Source organism: Streptomyces sp. NPDC091279 (genome assembly GCF_044757465.1).
Taxonomy (GTDB): domain Bacteria; phylum Actinomycetota; class Actinomycetes; order Streptomycetales; family Streptomycetaceae; genus Streptomyces.
The window spans coordinates 34,253-49,529 of record NZ_JBIVVA010000010.1 but is presented as its reverse complement, the minus strand read 5'-3'; the positions used below and the strand labels follow the sequence as shown (position 1 = coordinate 49,529).

At 72.2% G+C, this 15,277-nt stretch carries 15 protein-coding genes and 1 riboswitch; of the genes, 7 read left to right on the top strand and 8 right to left on the bottom strand.

The features are described from left to right. The first annotated feature begins 42 nt into the window (after positions 1–42). From macS to ACIQOU_RS24835, 3 genes are all read left to right on the top strand, one after another. The gene (gene macS / locus ACIQOU_RS24845; protein ID WP_401539103.1) at positions 43–1,284 is read left to right on the top strand and encodes a MacS family sensor histidine kinase; all 1,242 of its coding nucleotides are present in this window, start codon (positions 43–45) and stop codon (positions 1,282–1,284) included. Beyond that, complete coding sequence (locus ACIQOU_RS24840; RefSeq protein WP_401539102.1) at positions 1,281–1,955, top strand: response regulator; 675 nt, start codon at positions 1,281–1,283, stop codon at positions 1,953–1,955. The genes macS and ACIQOU_RS24840 overlap by 4 nt, the downstream gene beginning before the upstream one ends. Before the next feature lie 117 nt (positions 1,956–2,072). Further along, a complete protein-coding gene (locus ACIQOU_RS24835) occupies positions 2,073–3,101 on the top strand; it encodes a 6-phosphofructokinase (RefSeq protein WP_401539100.1) in 1,029 nt (342 codons plus the stop codon). Positions 3,102–3,119: 18 nt separating this feature from the next. Here the strand turns inward: ACIQOU_RS24835 and ACIQOU_RS24830 are convergent, their stop codons facing one another. Both ACIQOU_RS24830 and ACIQOU_RS24825 read right to left on the bottom strand, forming a co-directional pair. Beyond that, the gene (locus tag ACIQOU_RS24830) at positions 3,120–4,985 is read right to left on the bottom strand and encodes an anthranilate synthase family protein (RefSeq protein ID WP_401539099.1); all 1,866 of its coding nucleotides are present in this window, start codon (positions 4,983–4,985) and stop codon (positions 3,120–3,122) included. A 122-nt stretch (positions 4,986–5,107) separates the two neighbouring features. Continuing rightward, complete coding sequence (locus tag ACIQOU_RS24825; RefSeq protein ID WP_071528813.1) at positions 5,108–5,164, bottom strand: trp operon leader peptide; 57 nt, start codon at positions 5,162–5,164, stop codon at positions 5,108–5,110. Between the two features lie 235 nt (positions 5,165–5,399). On the opposite strand from ACIQOU_RS24825, the gene ACIQOU_RS24820 reads away from it, so the two are divergent. Together ACIQOU_RS24820 and ACIQOU_RS24815 are read left to right on the top strand one after the other, a co-directional pair. Beyond that, positions 5,400–6,755 carry a class II 3-deoxy-7-phosphoheptulonate synthase gene (locus ACIQOU_RS24820; RefSeq protein WP_401539097.1) on the top strand — a complete coding sequence of 452 codons (1,356 nt, stop codon included), beginning with the start codon at positions 5,400–5,402 and terminating at the stop codon, positions 6,753–6,755. Positions 6,756–6,934: 179 nt separating this feature from the next. Next, positions 6,935–7,159, top strand: coding sequence for a bacterioferritin-associated ferredoxin (locus ACIQOU_RS24815; protein WP_401539095.1), 225 nt, complete (start codon positions 6,935–6,937; stop codon positions 7,157–7,159). A 19-nt stretch (positions 7,160–7,178) separates the two neighbouring features. Here ACIQOU_RS24815 and bfr read toward each other — a convergent pair whose 3' ends face one another. From bfr to thiO, 6 genes are all read right to left on the bottom strand, one after another. Further along, positions 7,179–7,658 carry a bacterioferritin gene (gene bfr / locus ACIQOU_RS24810; RefSeq protein ID WP_401539094.1) on the bottom strand — a complete coding sequence of 160 codons (480 nt, stop codon included), beginning with the start codon at positions 7,656–7,658 and terminating at the stop codon, positions 7,179–7,181. A 141-nt stretch (positions 7,659–7,799) separates the two neighbouring features. Next, the gene (locus ACIQOU_RS24805; protein WP_401539092.1) at positions 7,800–8,672 is read right to left on the bottom strand and encodes a deoxyribonuclease IV; all 873 of its coding nucleotides are present in this window, start codon (positions 8,670–8,672) and stop codon (positions 7,800–7,802) included. Positions 8,673–8,706: 34 nt separating this feature from the next. Further along, the gene (pknB, locus tag ACIQOU_RS24800; RefSeq protein WP_401539091.1) at positions 8,707–10,638 is read right to left on the bottom strand and encodes a Stk1 family PASTA domain-containing Ser/Thr kinase; all 1,932 of its coding nucleotides are present in this window, start codon (positions 10,636–10,638) and stop codon (positions 8,707–8,709) included. A gap of 120 nt (positions 10,639–10,758) precedes the next feature. Then, positions 10,759–11,553, bottom strand: a complete 795-nt coding sequence (locus ACIQOU_RS24795) for a thiazole synthase (RefSeq protein WP_401539090.1) — start codon at positions 11,551–11,553, stop codon at positions 10,759–10,761. Between the two features lie 4 nt (positions 11,554–11,557). Next, the gene (gene thiS, locus ACIQOU_RS24790) at positions 11,558–11,758 is read right to left on the bottom strand and encodes a sulfur carrier protein ThiS (protein WP_401539088.1); all 201 of its coding nucleotides are present in this window, start codon (positions 11,756–11,758) and stop codon (positions 11,558–11,560) included. After that, complete coding sequence (thiO, locus tag ACIQOU_RS24785; protein ID WP_401539087.1) at positions 11,755–12,909, bottom strand: glycine oxidase ThiO; 1,155 nt, start codon at positions 12,907–12,909, stop codon at positions 11,755–11,757. The genes thiS and thiO overlap by 4 nt, the downstream gene beginning before the upstream one ends. Then, a riboswitch (TPP riboswitch) is annotated at positions 12,907–13,018 on the bottom strand. It overlaps the preceding gene by 3 nt. Positions 13,019–13,156: 138 nt before the next feature. Here thiO and ACIQOU_RS24780 point away from each other — a divergent pair. Further along, a complete protein-coding gene (locus ACIQOU_RS24780) occupies positions 13,157–14,386 on the top strand; it encodes an NAD(P)/FAD-dependent oxidoreductase (RefSeq protein WP_401539085.1) in 1,230 nt (409 codons plus the stop codon). A gap of 108 nt (positions 14,387–14,494) precedes the next feature. Beyond that, positions 14,495–14,860: an Rv2175c family DNA-binding protein gene (locus tag ACIQOU_RS24775; RefSeq protein ID WP_401539083.1), complete on the top strand. Its 366-nt coding sequence runs from the start codon at positions 14,495–14,497 to the stop codon at positions 14,858–14,860. The last annotated feature ends 417 nt before the right edge of the window (positions 14,861–15,277 follow it).

The following is a 15,277-nucleotide window of genomic DNA, read 5'->3' as shown; positions in this document are numbered from 1 at the left end:
CCGGGAGTGCGGCGGCCGTTCGGGCCGACGGGGGTGGGGGAGATGGCCAAGCGCGAGCGTGTCCTGAGAATGTCGGTCGAGCTGCCGTTGTGGCGCGCGCTCAGCGGCTACCGGGTGCTCACCATGGTGTACGCGGTGGGGTTCTTCGTCACCGCCTACGACCGCTTCCACCGCCCCGCCGTCGCCGTCGCCTACTACACCGTCCTCGCCGTCTGGACCCTGGCGACCCTGCCCCGGGTCGCGAACGCGGCCGCCTGCACCAAGCGGTTCCTCGTCGTCGACCTGACGATCGCGCTCACCGGCATCCTGCTCACCCCGTTCGCGGACTCCCCCGCGCGCGTGCACGAGGGCGGCCCCACCCTGCCGTCGATATGGACGGCGGGCGCGGTGCTGGCGTTCGCCATCAAGGGCGGCTGGCGCTGGGCGGCCCTCGCCTCCACCCTGGTCGCCGCCGCCAACCTCGTCGAACGCGGCACCCCCGCCCGTGACACCGTCCACAACGTCGTCCTGGTCTGGGTCGCCTCCATCGCCATCGGCTACGTCGTCGAGGTCGCCCGCGCCTCCGAACGCACCCTCGCCCGCGCCCTGGAGATCGAGGCCACCACCCGGGAACGGGAACGGCTCGCCCGGGACATCCACGACGGCGTCCTCCAGGTGCTGGCCATGGTGCAGCGGCGCGGCGCGGTCATCGGCGGCGAGGCAGCCGAGCTGGGCCGGATGGCGGGCGAGCAGGAAGTGGCGCTGCGCACCCTGGTCTCCGGCGGCCTGCTCCCGGCCGCCCGCACCGCCGGGAACGGCACCCTCTCCAACGTCGCCGAGGGCACCGTCGTTCACCTCGTCGACGAGCCCGGACCCGCCGGCCCCGACGCTCCGGTCGACCTGCGTGCCCTGCTCGCGCCCCATGCAGGCGCCCGGGTCAGCCTCGCCGAGCCGGGGGCGCCGGTGCTGCTCGCGGCGCCCGCGGCGCGGGAGTTGGCGGCCGCTGTCAGTGCCGCCCTGGACAATGTCGGCAGGCATGCGGGTGCCGACGCCCGCGCGTGGATTCTCGTCGAGGACGCGCCCGACGAGGTCGTCGTGACCGTCCGGGACGACGGGCCCGGCATCCCGGAGGGGCGGCTCGCGCAGGCCGAGGGGGAGGGCAGGCTCGGGGTGGCCCAGTCGATCCGGGGCCGGCTGCGCGATCTCGGCGGCCGGGCCGACCTGCTCTCGGTGCCGGGGCAGGGCACGGAGGTCGAACTGACGGTGCCGAAGAACGTGACACGGGGGAAGGCGGAACGACGATGAGTGAGCGTGACCCGATCAAGGTGATGGTGGTCGACGATCACCCCATGTGGCGTGACGCGGTCGCGCGTGACCTGGCCGAGGCCGGTCTCGACGTGGTCGCCACCGCGGGCGACGGCGAGCAGGCGGTGCGCCGCGCCAAGGCGGCGGGCCCCGATGTCCTGGTCCTCGACCTCAATCTGCCGGCGCTGCCCGGGGTGGCCGTCTGCAAGGAACTCGTCGGCCACAACCCGGCGTTGCGGGTCCTCGTGCTGTCCGCGAGCGGGGAGCACGTCGACGTCCTGGAGGCCGTGAAGTCGGGGGCGACCGGGTATCTGCTGAAGTCGGCCTCCACCGAGGAGCTGATCGACGCGGTGCGCCGGACGGCGGTCGGTGACGCGGTGTTCACCCCCGGGCTCGCGGGCCTGGTCCTCGGCGAGTACCGGCGCCTGGCCTCCGAACCGGCGGCGGGGGCGGACGGCACCGACGAGCCGGGGGCGCCCCGGCTCACCGACCGGGAGACCGAGGTGCTGCGGCTGGTCGCCAAGGGGCTCAGCTACAAGCAGATAGCCGAGCGCCTGGTCATCTCCCACCGCACGGTCCAGAACCACGTCCAGAACACCCTGGGCAAGCTCCAACTCCACAACCGGGTCGAGCTGGTGCGCTACGCGATAGAGCGCGGCCTCGACGGATGAGCCGACCCCAGGGGTGAACTCCCCTTCCCCGTCCCGGATTTACCCTCCCGACCCATCCCCTGTGAGCTGAATCACCCTTAGCGTGAGAGGGGGCGGCCGCGGCGAAGGGACGGGCTCATGCGGGTGGGAGTACTGACCGGAGGCGGGGACTGTCCCGGGCTCAACGCCGTGATCCGGGCCGTCGTCCGCAAGGGCACGCAGGAGTACGGCTACGACTTCGTCGGCTACCGGGACGGCTGGCGCGGCCCCCTGGAGAACGACACCGTGCGGCTCGACATCCCGACCGTGCGCGGCATCCTGCCCCGGGGCGGCACCATCCTCGGCTCCTCGCGCACCAACCCCCTGCGACGCGCGGACGGCGCCCGCCGCATCCGCGAGAACCTCGCCGGGCAGGGCGTCGGGGCGCTCATCGCGATCGGCGGCGAGGACACCCTCGGCGTCGCCGCCCGGCTCGGTGAGGAACACGGGGTGCCCGTCGTCGGCGTTCCGAAGACCATCGACAACGACCTGTCCGCCACCGACTACACCTTCGGCTTCGACACCGCCGTCAACATCGCCACCGAGGCCATCGACCGGCTGCACACCACCGCCGAGTCCCATATGCGGGTCCTGGTCTGCGAGGTGATGGGCCGGCACGCCGGCTGGATCGCCCTGCACTCCGGGCTGGCCGGCGGCGCCAACGTCATCCTCGTCCCCGAGCAGCGCTTCGACGTCGACACGGTGTGCGCCTGGATCACCTCCCGGTTCCGGGCCTCGTACGCGCCGATCGTGGTCGTCGCCGAGGGCGCGATGCCGAGGGAGGGCGAGGTCGTCCTCAAGGACACGTCCCTCGACCCCTTCGGGCACGTGCGGCTGTCCGGGGTCGGTGAGTGGCTGGCCAAGGAGATCGAGAGACGGACCGGCAAGGAGGCCCGCACCACCGTCCTCGGACACATCCAGCGCGGGGGCACACCGAGCGCGTTCGACCGCTGGCTGGCGACCCGGTTCGGGCTGCACGCCGTCACCTGCGTCCACGACGGCGACTTCGGGCGGATGGTCGCCCTGCGCGGCACCGACATCGTCCGCGTCCCGATCGCCGAGGCCACCGCCCGCCTCAAGACCGTCGACCCGGCGCTCTACGACGAGGTCTCCGTCTTCTTCGGCTGACCCCCGCACACCCGCCGCTCACGCCCGCCGCAGCGACGGTGTCGGCAGCAACTCCCGCACGATCTCAGGGCCGTTGAGGGTCAGCACGGACTCGGGATGGAACTGCACCGAGGCGAATCCGGCCGCGCGCAGCGCGTGCACCTCGCCCCCCGCCGTGCGGCTCACCTCGATGCCCCGGGCGGCGAGGCCCGCGAGATCGGCGTCGTCGCAGCGGGCCGTGAAGCTGTTGTAGAAGCCGACCGTCTCCGGCCGCCCGAACAGGTCGATCACCGACTGCGCCCCCTGGTACGGCACCTCCTTGCGGACGATCGCGAGCCCAGCCTCGGCCGCGATCAGCTCGTGGCCCAGGCAGACCCCGAACACCCCGTGCCGGTTGCCGCGCAGCACCTCGCCGGTCAGCGCGCGCAGGAACCGCATCTTGGGGTCGGCGGTGTCCGACGGATCACCGGGACCGGGGCCGAGCACCACCGGACCCGGGTGCCCGAGCACCGCCTCCCGCAGCCCCTCCTCGTCGTAGCGCCGCACGGTCACGTCGAGGCCGCCGGAGCGCAGCAGGTGCGCGAGCATCGCCGTGAAGGTGTCCTCCCCGTCCACGACCAGCGCGTGCCCGGCGAGCCGCGCCGTCCGCTCCTGCATCCGCAGCCAGAACGGCGCGAGCGCGGCCCGGCGCCCGTCCAGCGCCGCCCGCACCCGCACGTCGTCGGCGAGCCGGGGCCGGTTCTCCTCATCGCGCGGCCGGGCGGGCCGTACCCCGAGGGCCGCCAGGACACCGGCCGCCTTCGCGTGGGTCTCGGCGACCTCGCCCGCCGGGTCCGAGCCGCGCACCAGCGTCGCGCCGACCGGCACCCGCAGCCGCCCGGCCGCGTCGATGTCGGCGGTGCGGATGAGGATGGGGGAGTCCAGGGTCTGGGCGCCGCCCAGGTCCCGGCCCAGCAGCGCGAGGGCGCCCGCGTAGTAGCCGCGCCCGCCCCTCTCGTGCCGCTCGATCACCCGGCAGGCGTTCTGCACCGGGGAGCCGGTGACGGTGGCCGCGAACATCGTCTCCCTGAGCACCTCGCGCGCGTCCAGCGAGGAACGGCCGCGCAACTCGTACTCGGTGTGCGCGAGATGGGCCATCTCCTTCAGCCGGGGACCGACGACGACCCCGCCCCGGTCGCCGACGGTGCACATCATCTTCAGCTCCTCGTCGACGACCATCGACAGCTCCTCGATCTCCTTGCCGTCGGCGAGGAACTCCAGCAGATGCTCCGGTGTCGGTCCGCCCGCCGGATAGCGGTACGTGCCGCTGATCGGGTTCATCACCACCGTCCCGCCGGACATCCGCACATGGACCTCCGGGCTCGCCCCGACCAGCGTCCGCTCCCCGGTGTGCACGACGAACGTCCAGTACGCGCCCCGTTCGCCCGCCAGCAGCCGCCGGAACAGGGCGAGCGCGTCGGCCCGCCCGAAACCGCGCACGGACCCGGTGTAGGTGCGCCGGATCACGAAGTTGGCGCCCTCGCCCCGCCCGATCTCCTCCCGCAGCACCCGGCCGACGATCTCGGCGTACTCCTCGTCGCCGACGTCGAAGCCGCCGTCGTCCACCCGCACGTCATGCGCCGGAAGCCGGTCCAGGACGTCGGCCAGGGGCAGCGTGTACGTCTCCTCGGGCGTCAGCGCGGCGAGGGGCGTGCCGTCGTCGCGGACGTCGAAGCCACGCTCCCGGATCTGCCGGAACGGCACCAGCGCGAGGCACGTGTCGGGCAGCTCGGTGAGCCGGTCGTAGGTGTGGACCGGGCCGACGAGGACATCGACGTTCCGGTCGTCGTGGCCCGGGGTGCGGCGGTGCAGCAGGGCGAACGGGCGGGAACCGGCGAGGAGATCGGAGAGGTCACGCGGTGGCATGAGGGGTGTCCTTCGTCACGAGGGTCCACCGGGAGGCGGTGGACCGGAGGGAGTGGGACGACCCCGAAAACGCAGGAAGGCCGCCCCGTGGGCGGCCTTCGCGAAGTCTTGGGTACGCGCAGTCAGTGGGCCGCCGGATGAGCGGTCCACCACCAGTTCTGGGTCGAATGCGCGAACATGGGCCGGACTCTATCCCATCGACCGCCCAGCGACATCCCACCGATATCCCCTCGATGTACCTCGATGTCCCTTGACGCTCATCGATGTACCTCGATGTCCCTCGATGTCTCAGCACCGCACCGTCGTCGCCCCGTCGATTCCGCGTCGAGCCGGGGTTCACAGATGAGCGCATATCCGTCTCACCTGTCGAGCCGGGACGAAAACCATTCGACACGACCCTTTAATGTGGAGGATGTGACCGTGAACGCTGATTCCCAAGCCGTTGCCGCTCAGGCGACCTGGCGCGACCTGCCCGCGGCGCAGCAGCCCGAATACCCCGACTCCGAGGCTCTGCGCAAGGTGATCGCGGAGCTTGAGTCGTATCCTCCGCTCGTCTTCGCCGGCGAGTGCGACCAGCTGCGCGCTCGCCTGGCGGCCGTCGCCAAGGGGGAGGCGTTCCTCCTTCAGGGCGGCGACTGCGCCGAGGCGTTCGACGCCGTGAGTGCCGAGCACATCCGCGCCAAGCTCAAGACCCTGCTCCAGATGGGCGCCGTGCTGACGTACGCCGCCTCGGTGCCGGTGGTCAAGGTCGGCCGGATCGCCGGGCAGTACTCCAAGCCGCGCTCCAAGCCGACCGAGACCCGCGACGGGGTGACGCTCCCGACCTACCGGGGCGACTCCGTCAACGGCTTCGACTTCACCGAAGAGGCCCGCATCCCGGACCCCGAGCGGCTGAAGCGGATGTACAACGCCTCCGCGTCGACCCTCAACCTGGTGCGTGCCTTCACCACCGGCGGCTACGCCGACCTGCGCCAGGTGCACGCCTGGAACCAGGACTTCGTGAAGTCGTCCCCGTCCGGCCAGCGCTACGAGCAGCTGGCCCGCGAGATCGACAACGCGCTGAACTTCATGCGGGCCTGCGGGACCGACCCGGAGGAGTTCAAGACCGTCGAGTTCTTCTCCTCGCACGAGGCGCTGCTGCTCGACTACGAGTCGGCGCTGACCCGCGTGGACTCCCGCACCGGCTCGCTGTACGACGTCTCCGGGCACATGGTGTGGATCGGTGAGCGCACCCGCCAACTGGACGGCGCGCACATCGAGTTCGCGTCGAAGATCAGCAACCCGATCGGCATCAAGCTCGGTCCGACGACGTCGGCCGAGGAGGCGTTGCAGTACATCGAGCGCCTCGACCCGGACCGCGAGCCCGGTCGGCTCACGTTCATCGTGCGGATGGGCGCGGACAAGGTCCGTGACCGGCTGCCCGAGCTGGTCGAGAAGGTCACCGCCTCCGGCGCGACCGTGGCGTGGATCACCGACCCGATGCACGGCAACACCTACGAGGCGGCCTCCGGGCACAAGACCCGCCGCTTCGACGACGTGCTCGACGAGGTCAAGGGCTTCTTCGAGGTGCACAAGGCGCTCGGCACCCACCCGGGCGGCATCCACGTCGAACTGACCGGCGACGACGTCACGGAGTGTGTCGGCGGCGGCGACGAGATCTTCGTCGACGACCTGCACCAGCGCTACGAGACGGCCTGCGACCCGCGGCTCAACCGCAGCCAGTCGCTCGACCTGGCGTTCCTGGTCGCGGAGATGTACCGGGACCAGTAGCCATCACCAGGGGGTCCCGAGGGGCTCGCGGGACACAGAACCGCAGATGGGGCGTGGATCACAGACGATCCACGCCCCTCGCCACTTTTGCGGGCCCGGAGTGGCGGGTAAGGTTAGGTTAGCCTCACCGACTCAGCGGGACGGCGAACCGAATCGATCCCGTCGGGAGGTGACTCCGCGTGTACGTGTGCAGCTGTTTCGGGGTGACCGAAGCGCAAGTGAAGCGACACGCGGAGGACGGGGCCTGTACGCCCCGGCAGATCGCCTCGGCCTGCAAGGCCGGCACCGACTGCGGCAACTGCGTCCGCCGTATCCAGGCGATCCTGGGCCGCGGCTCCTGCCCCCGCCGCGACCTGGCCGACCAGGGCCGCCCGGTCCTCACCGAACTGAACGAGGCCGCCTAGCCGCCCCTGGGCCGCTCGCTCAGCTCTCGGGCTGCTCGATCAGCTGGGCGATGTACAGCGCCTCACCGAGCTTCTCGACCAGTTCCAGCTGGGTGTCGAGGTAGTCGATGTGGTGCTCCTCGTCCTCCAGGATCGATTCGAAGATGTTGGCCGACGTGATGTCGCCCTTCTCGCGCATCACCTTGATGCCCCGCTTGAGGCGGTCGATCGCCTCGACCTCGACCTGCCGGTCCGCCTCGAACATCTCCTTGACCGTCTGTCCCACGCGCACATGGAAGAGGCGCTGGTAGTTCGGCAGCCCCTCCAGGAACAGGATGCGGTCGGTGAGCACCTCGGCGTGCTTCATCTCGTCGAACGACTCGTGCCGCGTGTACTTCGCGAGCTTCGTCCAGCCGAAGTTCTCCTGCATCTTGGCGTGCAGGAAGTACTGGTTGATCGCGGTCAGCTCGCCGGTGAGCTGCTCGTTGAGGAATTCGATGATCTCGGGGTCGCCCTGCATGGCAGAGGCTCCTTCCGCACGGGGTAACTGGCAGGTTGCGCCGCATGATTGCACTGGCGGCGAAGATCGTCCAGTAAGTCTGCACTTAGTAAGTAAGTGCTGCCTTAGTCCGAGTTGTCCCGTTTTGGGGAAGGGGTGGGCTCAGCCGTCCCGCAGCGTCTTCAGGCGCTCCACGTCCGCCGCGTGACCTTCCTTGCCGCCGGGCGTCTCGATCACCAACGGCACGCCCTCGGTCGCCGGATGCGTCATCAGCGCCCGGAACGGGTCCTCGCCGATGTGCCCGGAGCCGATGTTCTCGTGCCGGTCCTTGTGCGCGCCCACCACGTCCTTGGAGTCGTTGGCGTGGATCAGCTTCAGCCGCCCTTCCCCGACCGTCTCCACCAGCAGATCGAGCGTCTGGTGCATACCGCTCGGGCCGGTCAGGTCATGTCCGGCGGCGAAGATGTGACAGGTGTCCAGGCAGACCCCCAGCTTCGGGTGGGCGTCCAGCGCCTCGAAGTACGGCCCGAAGTCCCAGGTCCGCGAGCACAGCGAGGAACCCTGCCCCGCCGTCGACTCCAGCAGCAGGAACGGATCGTCGTCGTGCGTCAACTCGTCCAGCAGCGGCAGCAGATGCTCCCGCACCTGGCGCAGCGCCACGGCACGCTCCCGGCCACCGGTCGCGCTGCCGGTGTGCACGACGACGCCGAGCGCGCCGATCTCCCGGCCCCGGCGCAAGGAGTGCCGCAGCGACTCGACCGACCTCTCCACCGTCGCCTCGGTGTGCGAGCCGAAGTTGATCAGGTACGGGGCGTGCACATACGCCGGGATCGACTCCTCGGCGCAGGCCGCCCGGAACGCCTCGTCCTGCCGCGGGTTCCCGGCCGGGGTCGCCCAGCCGCGCGGGTTGGCGACGAAGACCTGGACGGTCTCCGCCTTCAGCTCACGGGCGTACGACAGGCCGACGGAGTGCAGGCCGCCGGCCACCGGGACATGGCCGCCGACGGGGTTGCGGGAGAGGTGCTGGCTGTTCACCCGCCCAGGGTGCCATGCGGCGCCGGCCGCCCGGTCACCGGATCTTTATGGTGATCGTCGACCCCTTGGCCGCCGACTCGCCGCCCGCCACCGACTGGCTCTTGACGGTGTCCCCGAACAGGCCGAGCAGCCCGCGGTCCTCCTTGACCTGGAAACCGGCGTCCGTCAGCGCCTGCTTGGCGTCGTCCACGCTGTCCCCGACCACATCCGGCACCTCGACCGTCTCGGGCCCCTTGGAGACCGTCAACGTCACCGTGTCGCCCGCGGCCACCTCGGTGCCGCCGTCCGGGGTCTGCGCGGCGACCTCGCCCTTGTCGTACTCGTCGGACGTGACCTGCTCGGCGGCGACCTTCACCTTCAGGCCCGCCTCCTCCAGCTCCGCCCGCGCGTCCGCCAGGTCCGCGCCCGTGACGTCCGCGACCTCCACCGGGCTGCCCTTGCTGACGGTCAGCGCGACCGCCGCGCCCGCGTGCCGCTCGGTACCGGCCGCCGGGTCCGTGGAGATCACCGAGCCCTCCGGGACGTCCTCGCTGAACTCCCTGGTGACCATGCCCGGTTCCAGGCCGTCCCGCTTCAGCTGGGCCCGCGCCTTGGCGAGGGTGACGCCGCTCAGCGCCGGTATCCGCACGGTCTCGGGGCCGTCGGAGACGACCAGGGTCACCGAGCCGTTGTCCCGGATACGGGCGCCTGGCGCCGGGGACGAGCTGATGACGGTGCCCCGGTCCACCGTGTCGCTGTAGCGGTGGGTGACCTTCCCGACGTCCAGACCGGCGCTGGACAGCTTCTTCTCCGCGGCCGCCTGCGTCTTCGACAGGACCGCCGGGACCTTGGTGAACTGGCCGGAGTTGATGTACCAGACGCCCGTCCCGATTCCCAGGGCGAGCAGCACGGCGAGCACGGCGGCCAGCGGTCCCCGCCGACGGGCGCGCGCGGAACGGCGTCCGGGCGGCAGCGGCGGGGGAGACTCGAACCGGCTGGTGCGCAGCACCTCCCGCTCCGCATCCTCGGCGTACTCGGCGTCCTCGTCGACCGGCAGCAGTCGCGGGATGACGCTCGTGCGGGCCTCCGAGCCCAGCCGGCCGTCGTCGATCGCCTGCGGCGGCAGCGCGTCCAACTGCTCCTCGCTCAGCGCGGCCCGTGTCCCCCGGGCCAGCGCCAGCAGCGCCACCGCGTCATAGGGGCGCACGTCCGGATTGCGCGCGGTCGCCGACGCCGTCAACTCGTCCAGCGGGTACGGCATGCCGGGCACCACGGCCGAGGGCGGCGGGACGTCCTCGTGGATGTGCTTGTAGAGCACCGTCGCGGGGGAGTCCCCGTAGTGTGGGCGGTCGCCGGTCAGCATCTCGTAGAAGAGGACACCGCACGCGTACACGTCGACGCGGGGATCGGCGGTGCCGTGCTCGATCTGCTCGGGCGCCAGATAGGAGACGGTGCCCAGGACCGTGTCGGTGGTGTGGGTGACGGTGTCCACCGAGCGCACCAGACCGAAGTCGGCGACCTTGACCCGGCCGTCGTCCCCGATCAGGACGTTCTCCGGCTTCATGTCCCGGTGCACGAACCCGGCGCGGTGCGCGGCGCCCAGCGCGGCCAGCACCGGTTCCAGGACGTCCAGGGCCGCGCGGGGTTGCAGCGCCCCACGCTCGCGCAGCACGTCCCGCAGGGTGCACCCGGCGACGTACTCCATGGCGAGGTACACGTACGACCCGTCGGCGCCCTGGTCGAAGACCTGCACGACGTTCGGGTGGGCCAGCCGGGCGACCGACTTCGCCTCCCGGATGAACCGCTCGACGAACGAGACGTCGGCGGCCAGCGTCGGGTGCATCACCTTGAGCGCGAGAACACGGTCGAGGCGGGTGTCCAGGGCCTGGTAGACCGTGGCCATCCCGCCGACCGCGATCCGCGCGTCCACGCGGTAGCGCCCGTCGAGCACCTGCCCGACCAGAGGGTCCTGAAGGGTCGTATCCACGCACGTGAGTGTACGAGCCACCGCTGACAACCCCCTGTGCGCCGCCTTTGTCCCTGGCCGAACGAGGCCGACCCGTGACCCGGCGGACCCCTCGCACCAGGGCCGATCCCGCCTGCCCGGTCAGAACGCGGGCCGCTCCGGGTCCAGCCGGGCGCGACCCTCGTCGGGCGAGGAAGCACGGGCGAAACGGCGCCGGGGGATGCGCCCGGCCCGATGGGCGAGGCGCCCCGCCGACACCGCGTGCCGCATCGCCTCGGCCATCAGCGGCGGCTCCTGGGCGCGGGTCACCGCTGAGGCGAGCATCACACCGGCGCACCCCAGTTCCATCGCCAGCGCCGCGTCCGACGCGGTCCCCGCGCCCGCGTCCAGGACGACCGGTACGCGCGCGTGCTCGACGATCAGCTCGAAGTTGTGCGGGTTGCGGATGCCGAGCCCGGACCCGATGGGCGAGCCGAGCGGCATGACCGCCGCGCAGCCCACGTCCTGGAGCTTGCGGGCGAGGACCGGGTCGTCGTTGGTGTACGGCAGCACCGTGAAGCCGTCGTCGACGAGGGTCTCGGCCGCGTCGAGCAGTTCGATCGGGTCGGGCAGCAGGGTGCGTTCGTCGGCGATGACTTCAAGTTTGACCAGTTCGGTGCCGAGCGCCTCGCGCGCGAGGCGGGCGGTGAGGACCGCCTCCCCGGCCGTGAAACAGCCCGCCGTGTTGGGCAGCACCTCGATCCCGAGCCGCTCCAGGACGGAGAGCACCGAACCGTGCACCGAGGGGTCCACGCGCCGCATCGCCACCGTGGTCAGCTCGGTCCCGGACGCCACCAGGGCCCGTTCGAGCACATCGAGGCCCGGCGCGCCGCCGGTGCCCATGATCAGGCGGGACGAGAAGGTCCTGCCGCCGAGGACGAAAGGATCGTCGGCCATCGGGTCAGCCTCCTTGGACGGCGGTGAGGATCTCGACGCGGTCGCCCTCGGCCAGCCGGGTCGAGGGCCACAGGGCGCGCGGGACGACGGTCTCGTTCAGGGCGGCGGCCACGCCGGAGGGCGCCCGGACGAGGGACCTGACGACGGCGTCGAGGTCCGTGCCGGGGGTGAGGTCGCGGGGTGCGCCGTTGACGCGGACGATCATGCGGGCAGCTCCGTACGGGAGAACCGCCTCGGGGTGAACGGCCGTGCCACGTCCGGCAGTTCACCGGTGGCCAGGGCATGCGCGAGGACCTCGCCGGTGACCGGCGTCAGCAGCACGCCGTTGCGGTGGTGGCCGGTGGCCAGGAGCAGTCCGTCGAGACCGGTCGGGCCGAGCAGCGGGGCGTTGTCGGGGGAGCAGGGACGCAGGCCCGCCCGGGTCTCCGTCAGGGGCAGTTCGGTGATGCCGGGGACCAGCTCATGGGCGTCGCGCAGCAGCTCGTACACGCCGCCCGCGGTCACCGTGGTGTCCCAGCCCAGCTCCTCGCTGGTCGCGCCGACGACCAGCTCGCCGTTCTCGCGCGGCACCAGATAGACATGGCCGCCACGCACCACCGCCCGCACCGTGCGCTGGAGGAACGGCGCGCGGCGCGCGGGCACCGTCAGCCGCAGCACCTGCCCCTTCACCGGCCGCACCGGCGCGAGCACCCCCTCCGGCACGCCCGCGAGCCGCCCGCTGAGGCTCCCGCCGGCCAGCACCACCTGATCGGCGGTGAGCGCGGTGCCGTCCGCCAGGGTCACCCCGACGGCCCGGTCCCGGACCACGTCGAGGCGCTCGGCCCAGCCCCGGTGGAAGGTCACGCCGACCCACTCGCAGGCGGTGACCAGGGCGGCGGCCAGTCGGCGCGGGTCGATCTGGTGGTCGCCGTCCACCCGGAGCCCGCCGCGCACACCCGGCGCGAGCATCGGCTCCAGACGCCGGCACTCGCGCCCGGTCAGCCACTCCGACGCCAGCCCCGAACGCCGTTGCAGGGCGTGCAGTTCGCGCAGTTCGGCACGGTCGTCGGCGTCCAGCGCGACGGCGAGCGTGCCGCAGCGGCGGTAGCCGAGATCCTGCCCGGTGAAGTCGGTCAGCTCGGCCGCGAAGTCCGGATAACGCTCCGCCGAGGCGAGGTTGAGGCCGAGCAGCGTCTGCTCGCCGTGGTGCAGTTCGGTGACGGCGGCCAGCATCCCGGCGGCCACCTGGGCGGCCCCGCCGCCCGGCTCCGGGTCGGCCACCGTGACCCCGAACCCGCGCTGCGCGGCCCGCCAGGCCGTGACCAGGCCGATGATCCCGCCTCCGACGACGAGAACCTCTGACGTACGTGACGACATGGGCGTCCAGCCCCTCCCTTCGCCGGCATGACCCGGATCAGGTTCCTACGGTCGGAGGCCGCCAGCCTCCCTCTCAGCCCGGTGCGTCCGGGCTCCCGCGAGTGCGTGTACGTCGGCCACCCTAGCCCGTGGATCGCGCCCCGGTAAGAGAGCCCGGCGCCGCGCCCGCGCGCGGAACCGGCCATCCGGAACGGGCCACGGAGTACCAACGGTGGCTGACGAATGGTCAGCTGACTATGGTGATCCGGTGAGCGAGCAGACGCAGGAACGGGCGACTCCGGCCGGGCGCCGTGTCGTCGTGGTCGGCGCGGGCATGGCCGGGGTACAGACCGCCGTCGCCCTGCGCGAACAGGGCTTCACCGGCACCGTCACGCTGATCGGCGCGGAACCCCACCAGCCGTACGACCGGCCACCGCTGTCCAAGGCCGTCCTGCTCGGCAAGGCCGACGGCGCCGCCTTCGAGGTCGACTTCACCGCCCTCGGCGTCGAACTGCTGCTCGGCCGCGAGGTCCTCGCCGTCCGCCCCGCCGACCACGCGATCGACACCGCCGAAGGGCCCGTCGCCTACGACGTCCTGGTCCTCGCCACCGGCGCCGAACCCATCACGCTGCCCGGCACCGAGGGCGTCCCCGGCGTGCATCTGCTGCGCACCCTGGACGACGCCGCCCGGCTGCGGCCCGTCCTGACCGGGCAACGGGACGTGGTGGTCGTCGGCGCGGGCTGGATCGGCGCCGAGTTCGCGACGGCCGCGCGCGAGGCGGGGTGCGCGGTGACCGTCGTCGAGGCCGCCGACCGGCCCCTCGCCGGGGCGCTGCCCGCCGAGGTCGCCGCGTACATGGCCGACTGGTACACCGACGCGGGCGCCGCGCTGCGCACCCACGCGCGCGTGACGCGCGTCGAGCCCGGCGCGGTCGTCCTGGACGACGCCACCCGGCTGCCCGCCGACGCCGTGGTGGTCGGCATCGGCGCCCGCCCCGCCACCGCCCGCCTGGCCGACTCCGGCATCGCGCTCGGCGCCCACCGGGAGGTCCTCACCGACGACCACCTGCGCACCTCGGCGCCCGACGTGTACGCGGTCGGAGACTGCGCCTCCTTCCCGTCCGCCCGCTACGGCACCCGCCTGCTCGTCCACCACTGGGACAACGCCCTCCAGGGGCCCCGTACGGTCGCGGCGAACATCATCGGCGAGACCCCGGCCGTCTACGACCCCGTCCCGTACTTCTGGTCCGAGCAGTTCGGCCGCTTCGTCCAGTACGCGGGCCACCACGCCGGGGCCGACACGCTGCTGTGGCGCGGCGACCCGACCGGACCCGCCTGGTCCGTGTGCTGGCTGCGGGAGGGCCGCCTCGTCGCCCTGCTGGCCGTCGGCCGCCCCCGTGACCTGGCCCAGGGGCGCCGCCTGCTCGAAGCGGGCGCGCTGATGGACCCGGAGCTGCTGGCCGACCCGGCCCGGCCCCTGAAAGCGGCGACGGCCTGATCGGGGCGCGCGCCCCAGCGGCCGCGATGCTCTGATCGGGTTCGAGGAAAACGCAGGTCACGGGGGTCGCGCTTCCGACTGTCAGTGGGAGATGGCACGCTTGGTGTCGTGACCGAGATTGACGCAAAGATCGATGCTCTCGTCCCCGCCTGGCTCACCCTCCCCGACATCGCCGAACAGTTCGGCGTCGAGGTGACGCGTGTACGCCAGCTGGTCAAGGACGGCCAGCTGATCGCCGTACGCCGTGGTGAGAACCGCGCGCTGCACGTCCCCGCCGCTTTCATCGACGGGGACAAGGTCGTCAAGGGCCTCACCGGGACCCTGACGCTGCTGCGGGACGACGGCTTCACGGCCGACGAGATGATCGAATGGCTTTTCACGCCCGACCCGAGTCTGCCGGGTACGCCCGCGCAGGCGCTGAGTGAGAATCGTGGCACGGAGGTGAAGCGCCGGGCCCAGGCGCTCGCCGTCTGACCCACCCCCGACCGACGCCCGCGCCGTCACCCCGGCCAATCCCCCCGGGGCGACGGCCCGCGCGCGACTGTCCGGGGCGGAATTTCCACTAGGAACCCACAGCGACCCGAGGCATACAACGGGCGCCCGAACCCCACCCAGGGGCGCGGGGAACTGCGCGAGACCCACAACGCACCCGCACTCGACAATCCACCGGGGTACCCCACGAACCGTGGCTACGGCCGGGGCATACGACGGGCGTCCGCAGCCCACCCAGGGGCGCGGGGAACTGCGCGAGACCCACAACGCACCCGCACTCCCCACTCCCCACTCCACCGGGGTGCCCCACGAACCGTGGCTACGGCCGGGGCATACGACGGGCGTCCGCAGCCCACCCAGGGGCGCGGGGAACTGCGCGAGACCCACAACGCACCCGCA

Bases quoted from the DNA above. Each gene is read 5' to 3' on its own strand.
- macS (WP_401539103.1), top strand. From the start codon at position 43: ATGGCCAAGCGCGAGCGTGTCCTGAGAATGTCGGTCGAGCTGCCGTTG.
- ACIQOU_RS24840 (WP_401539102.1), top strand. From the start codon at position 1,281: ATGAGTGAGCGTGACCCGATCAAGGTGATGGTGGTCGACGATCACCCC.
- ACIQOU_RS24835 (WP_401539100.1), top strand. From the start codon at position 2,073: ATGCGGGTGGGAGTACTGACCGGAGGCGGGGACTGTCCCGGGCTCAAC.
- ACIQOU_RS24830 (WP_401539099.1), bottom strand. From the start codon at position 4,985: ATGCCACCGCGTGACCTCTCCGATCTCCTCGCCGGTTCCCGCCCGTTC.
- bfr (WP_401539094.1), bottom strand. From the start codon at position 7,658: ATGCAGGGCGACCCCGAGATCATCGAATTCCTCAACGAGCAGCTCACC.
- ACIQOU_RS24795 (WP_401539090.1), bottom strand. From the start codon at position 11,553: ATGGCCGACGATCCTTTCGTCCTCGGCGGCAGGACCTTCTCGTCCCGC.
- thiS (WP_401539088.1), bottom strand. From the start codon at position 11,758: ATGATCGTCCGCGTCAACGGCGCACCCCGCGACCTCACCCCCGGCACG.
- thiO (WP_401539087.1), bottom strand. From the start codon at position 12,909: ATGTCGTCACGTACGTCAGAGGTTCTCGTCGTCGGAGGCGGGATCATC.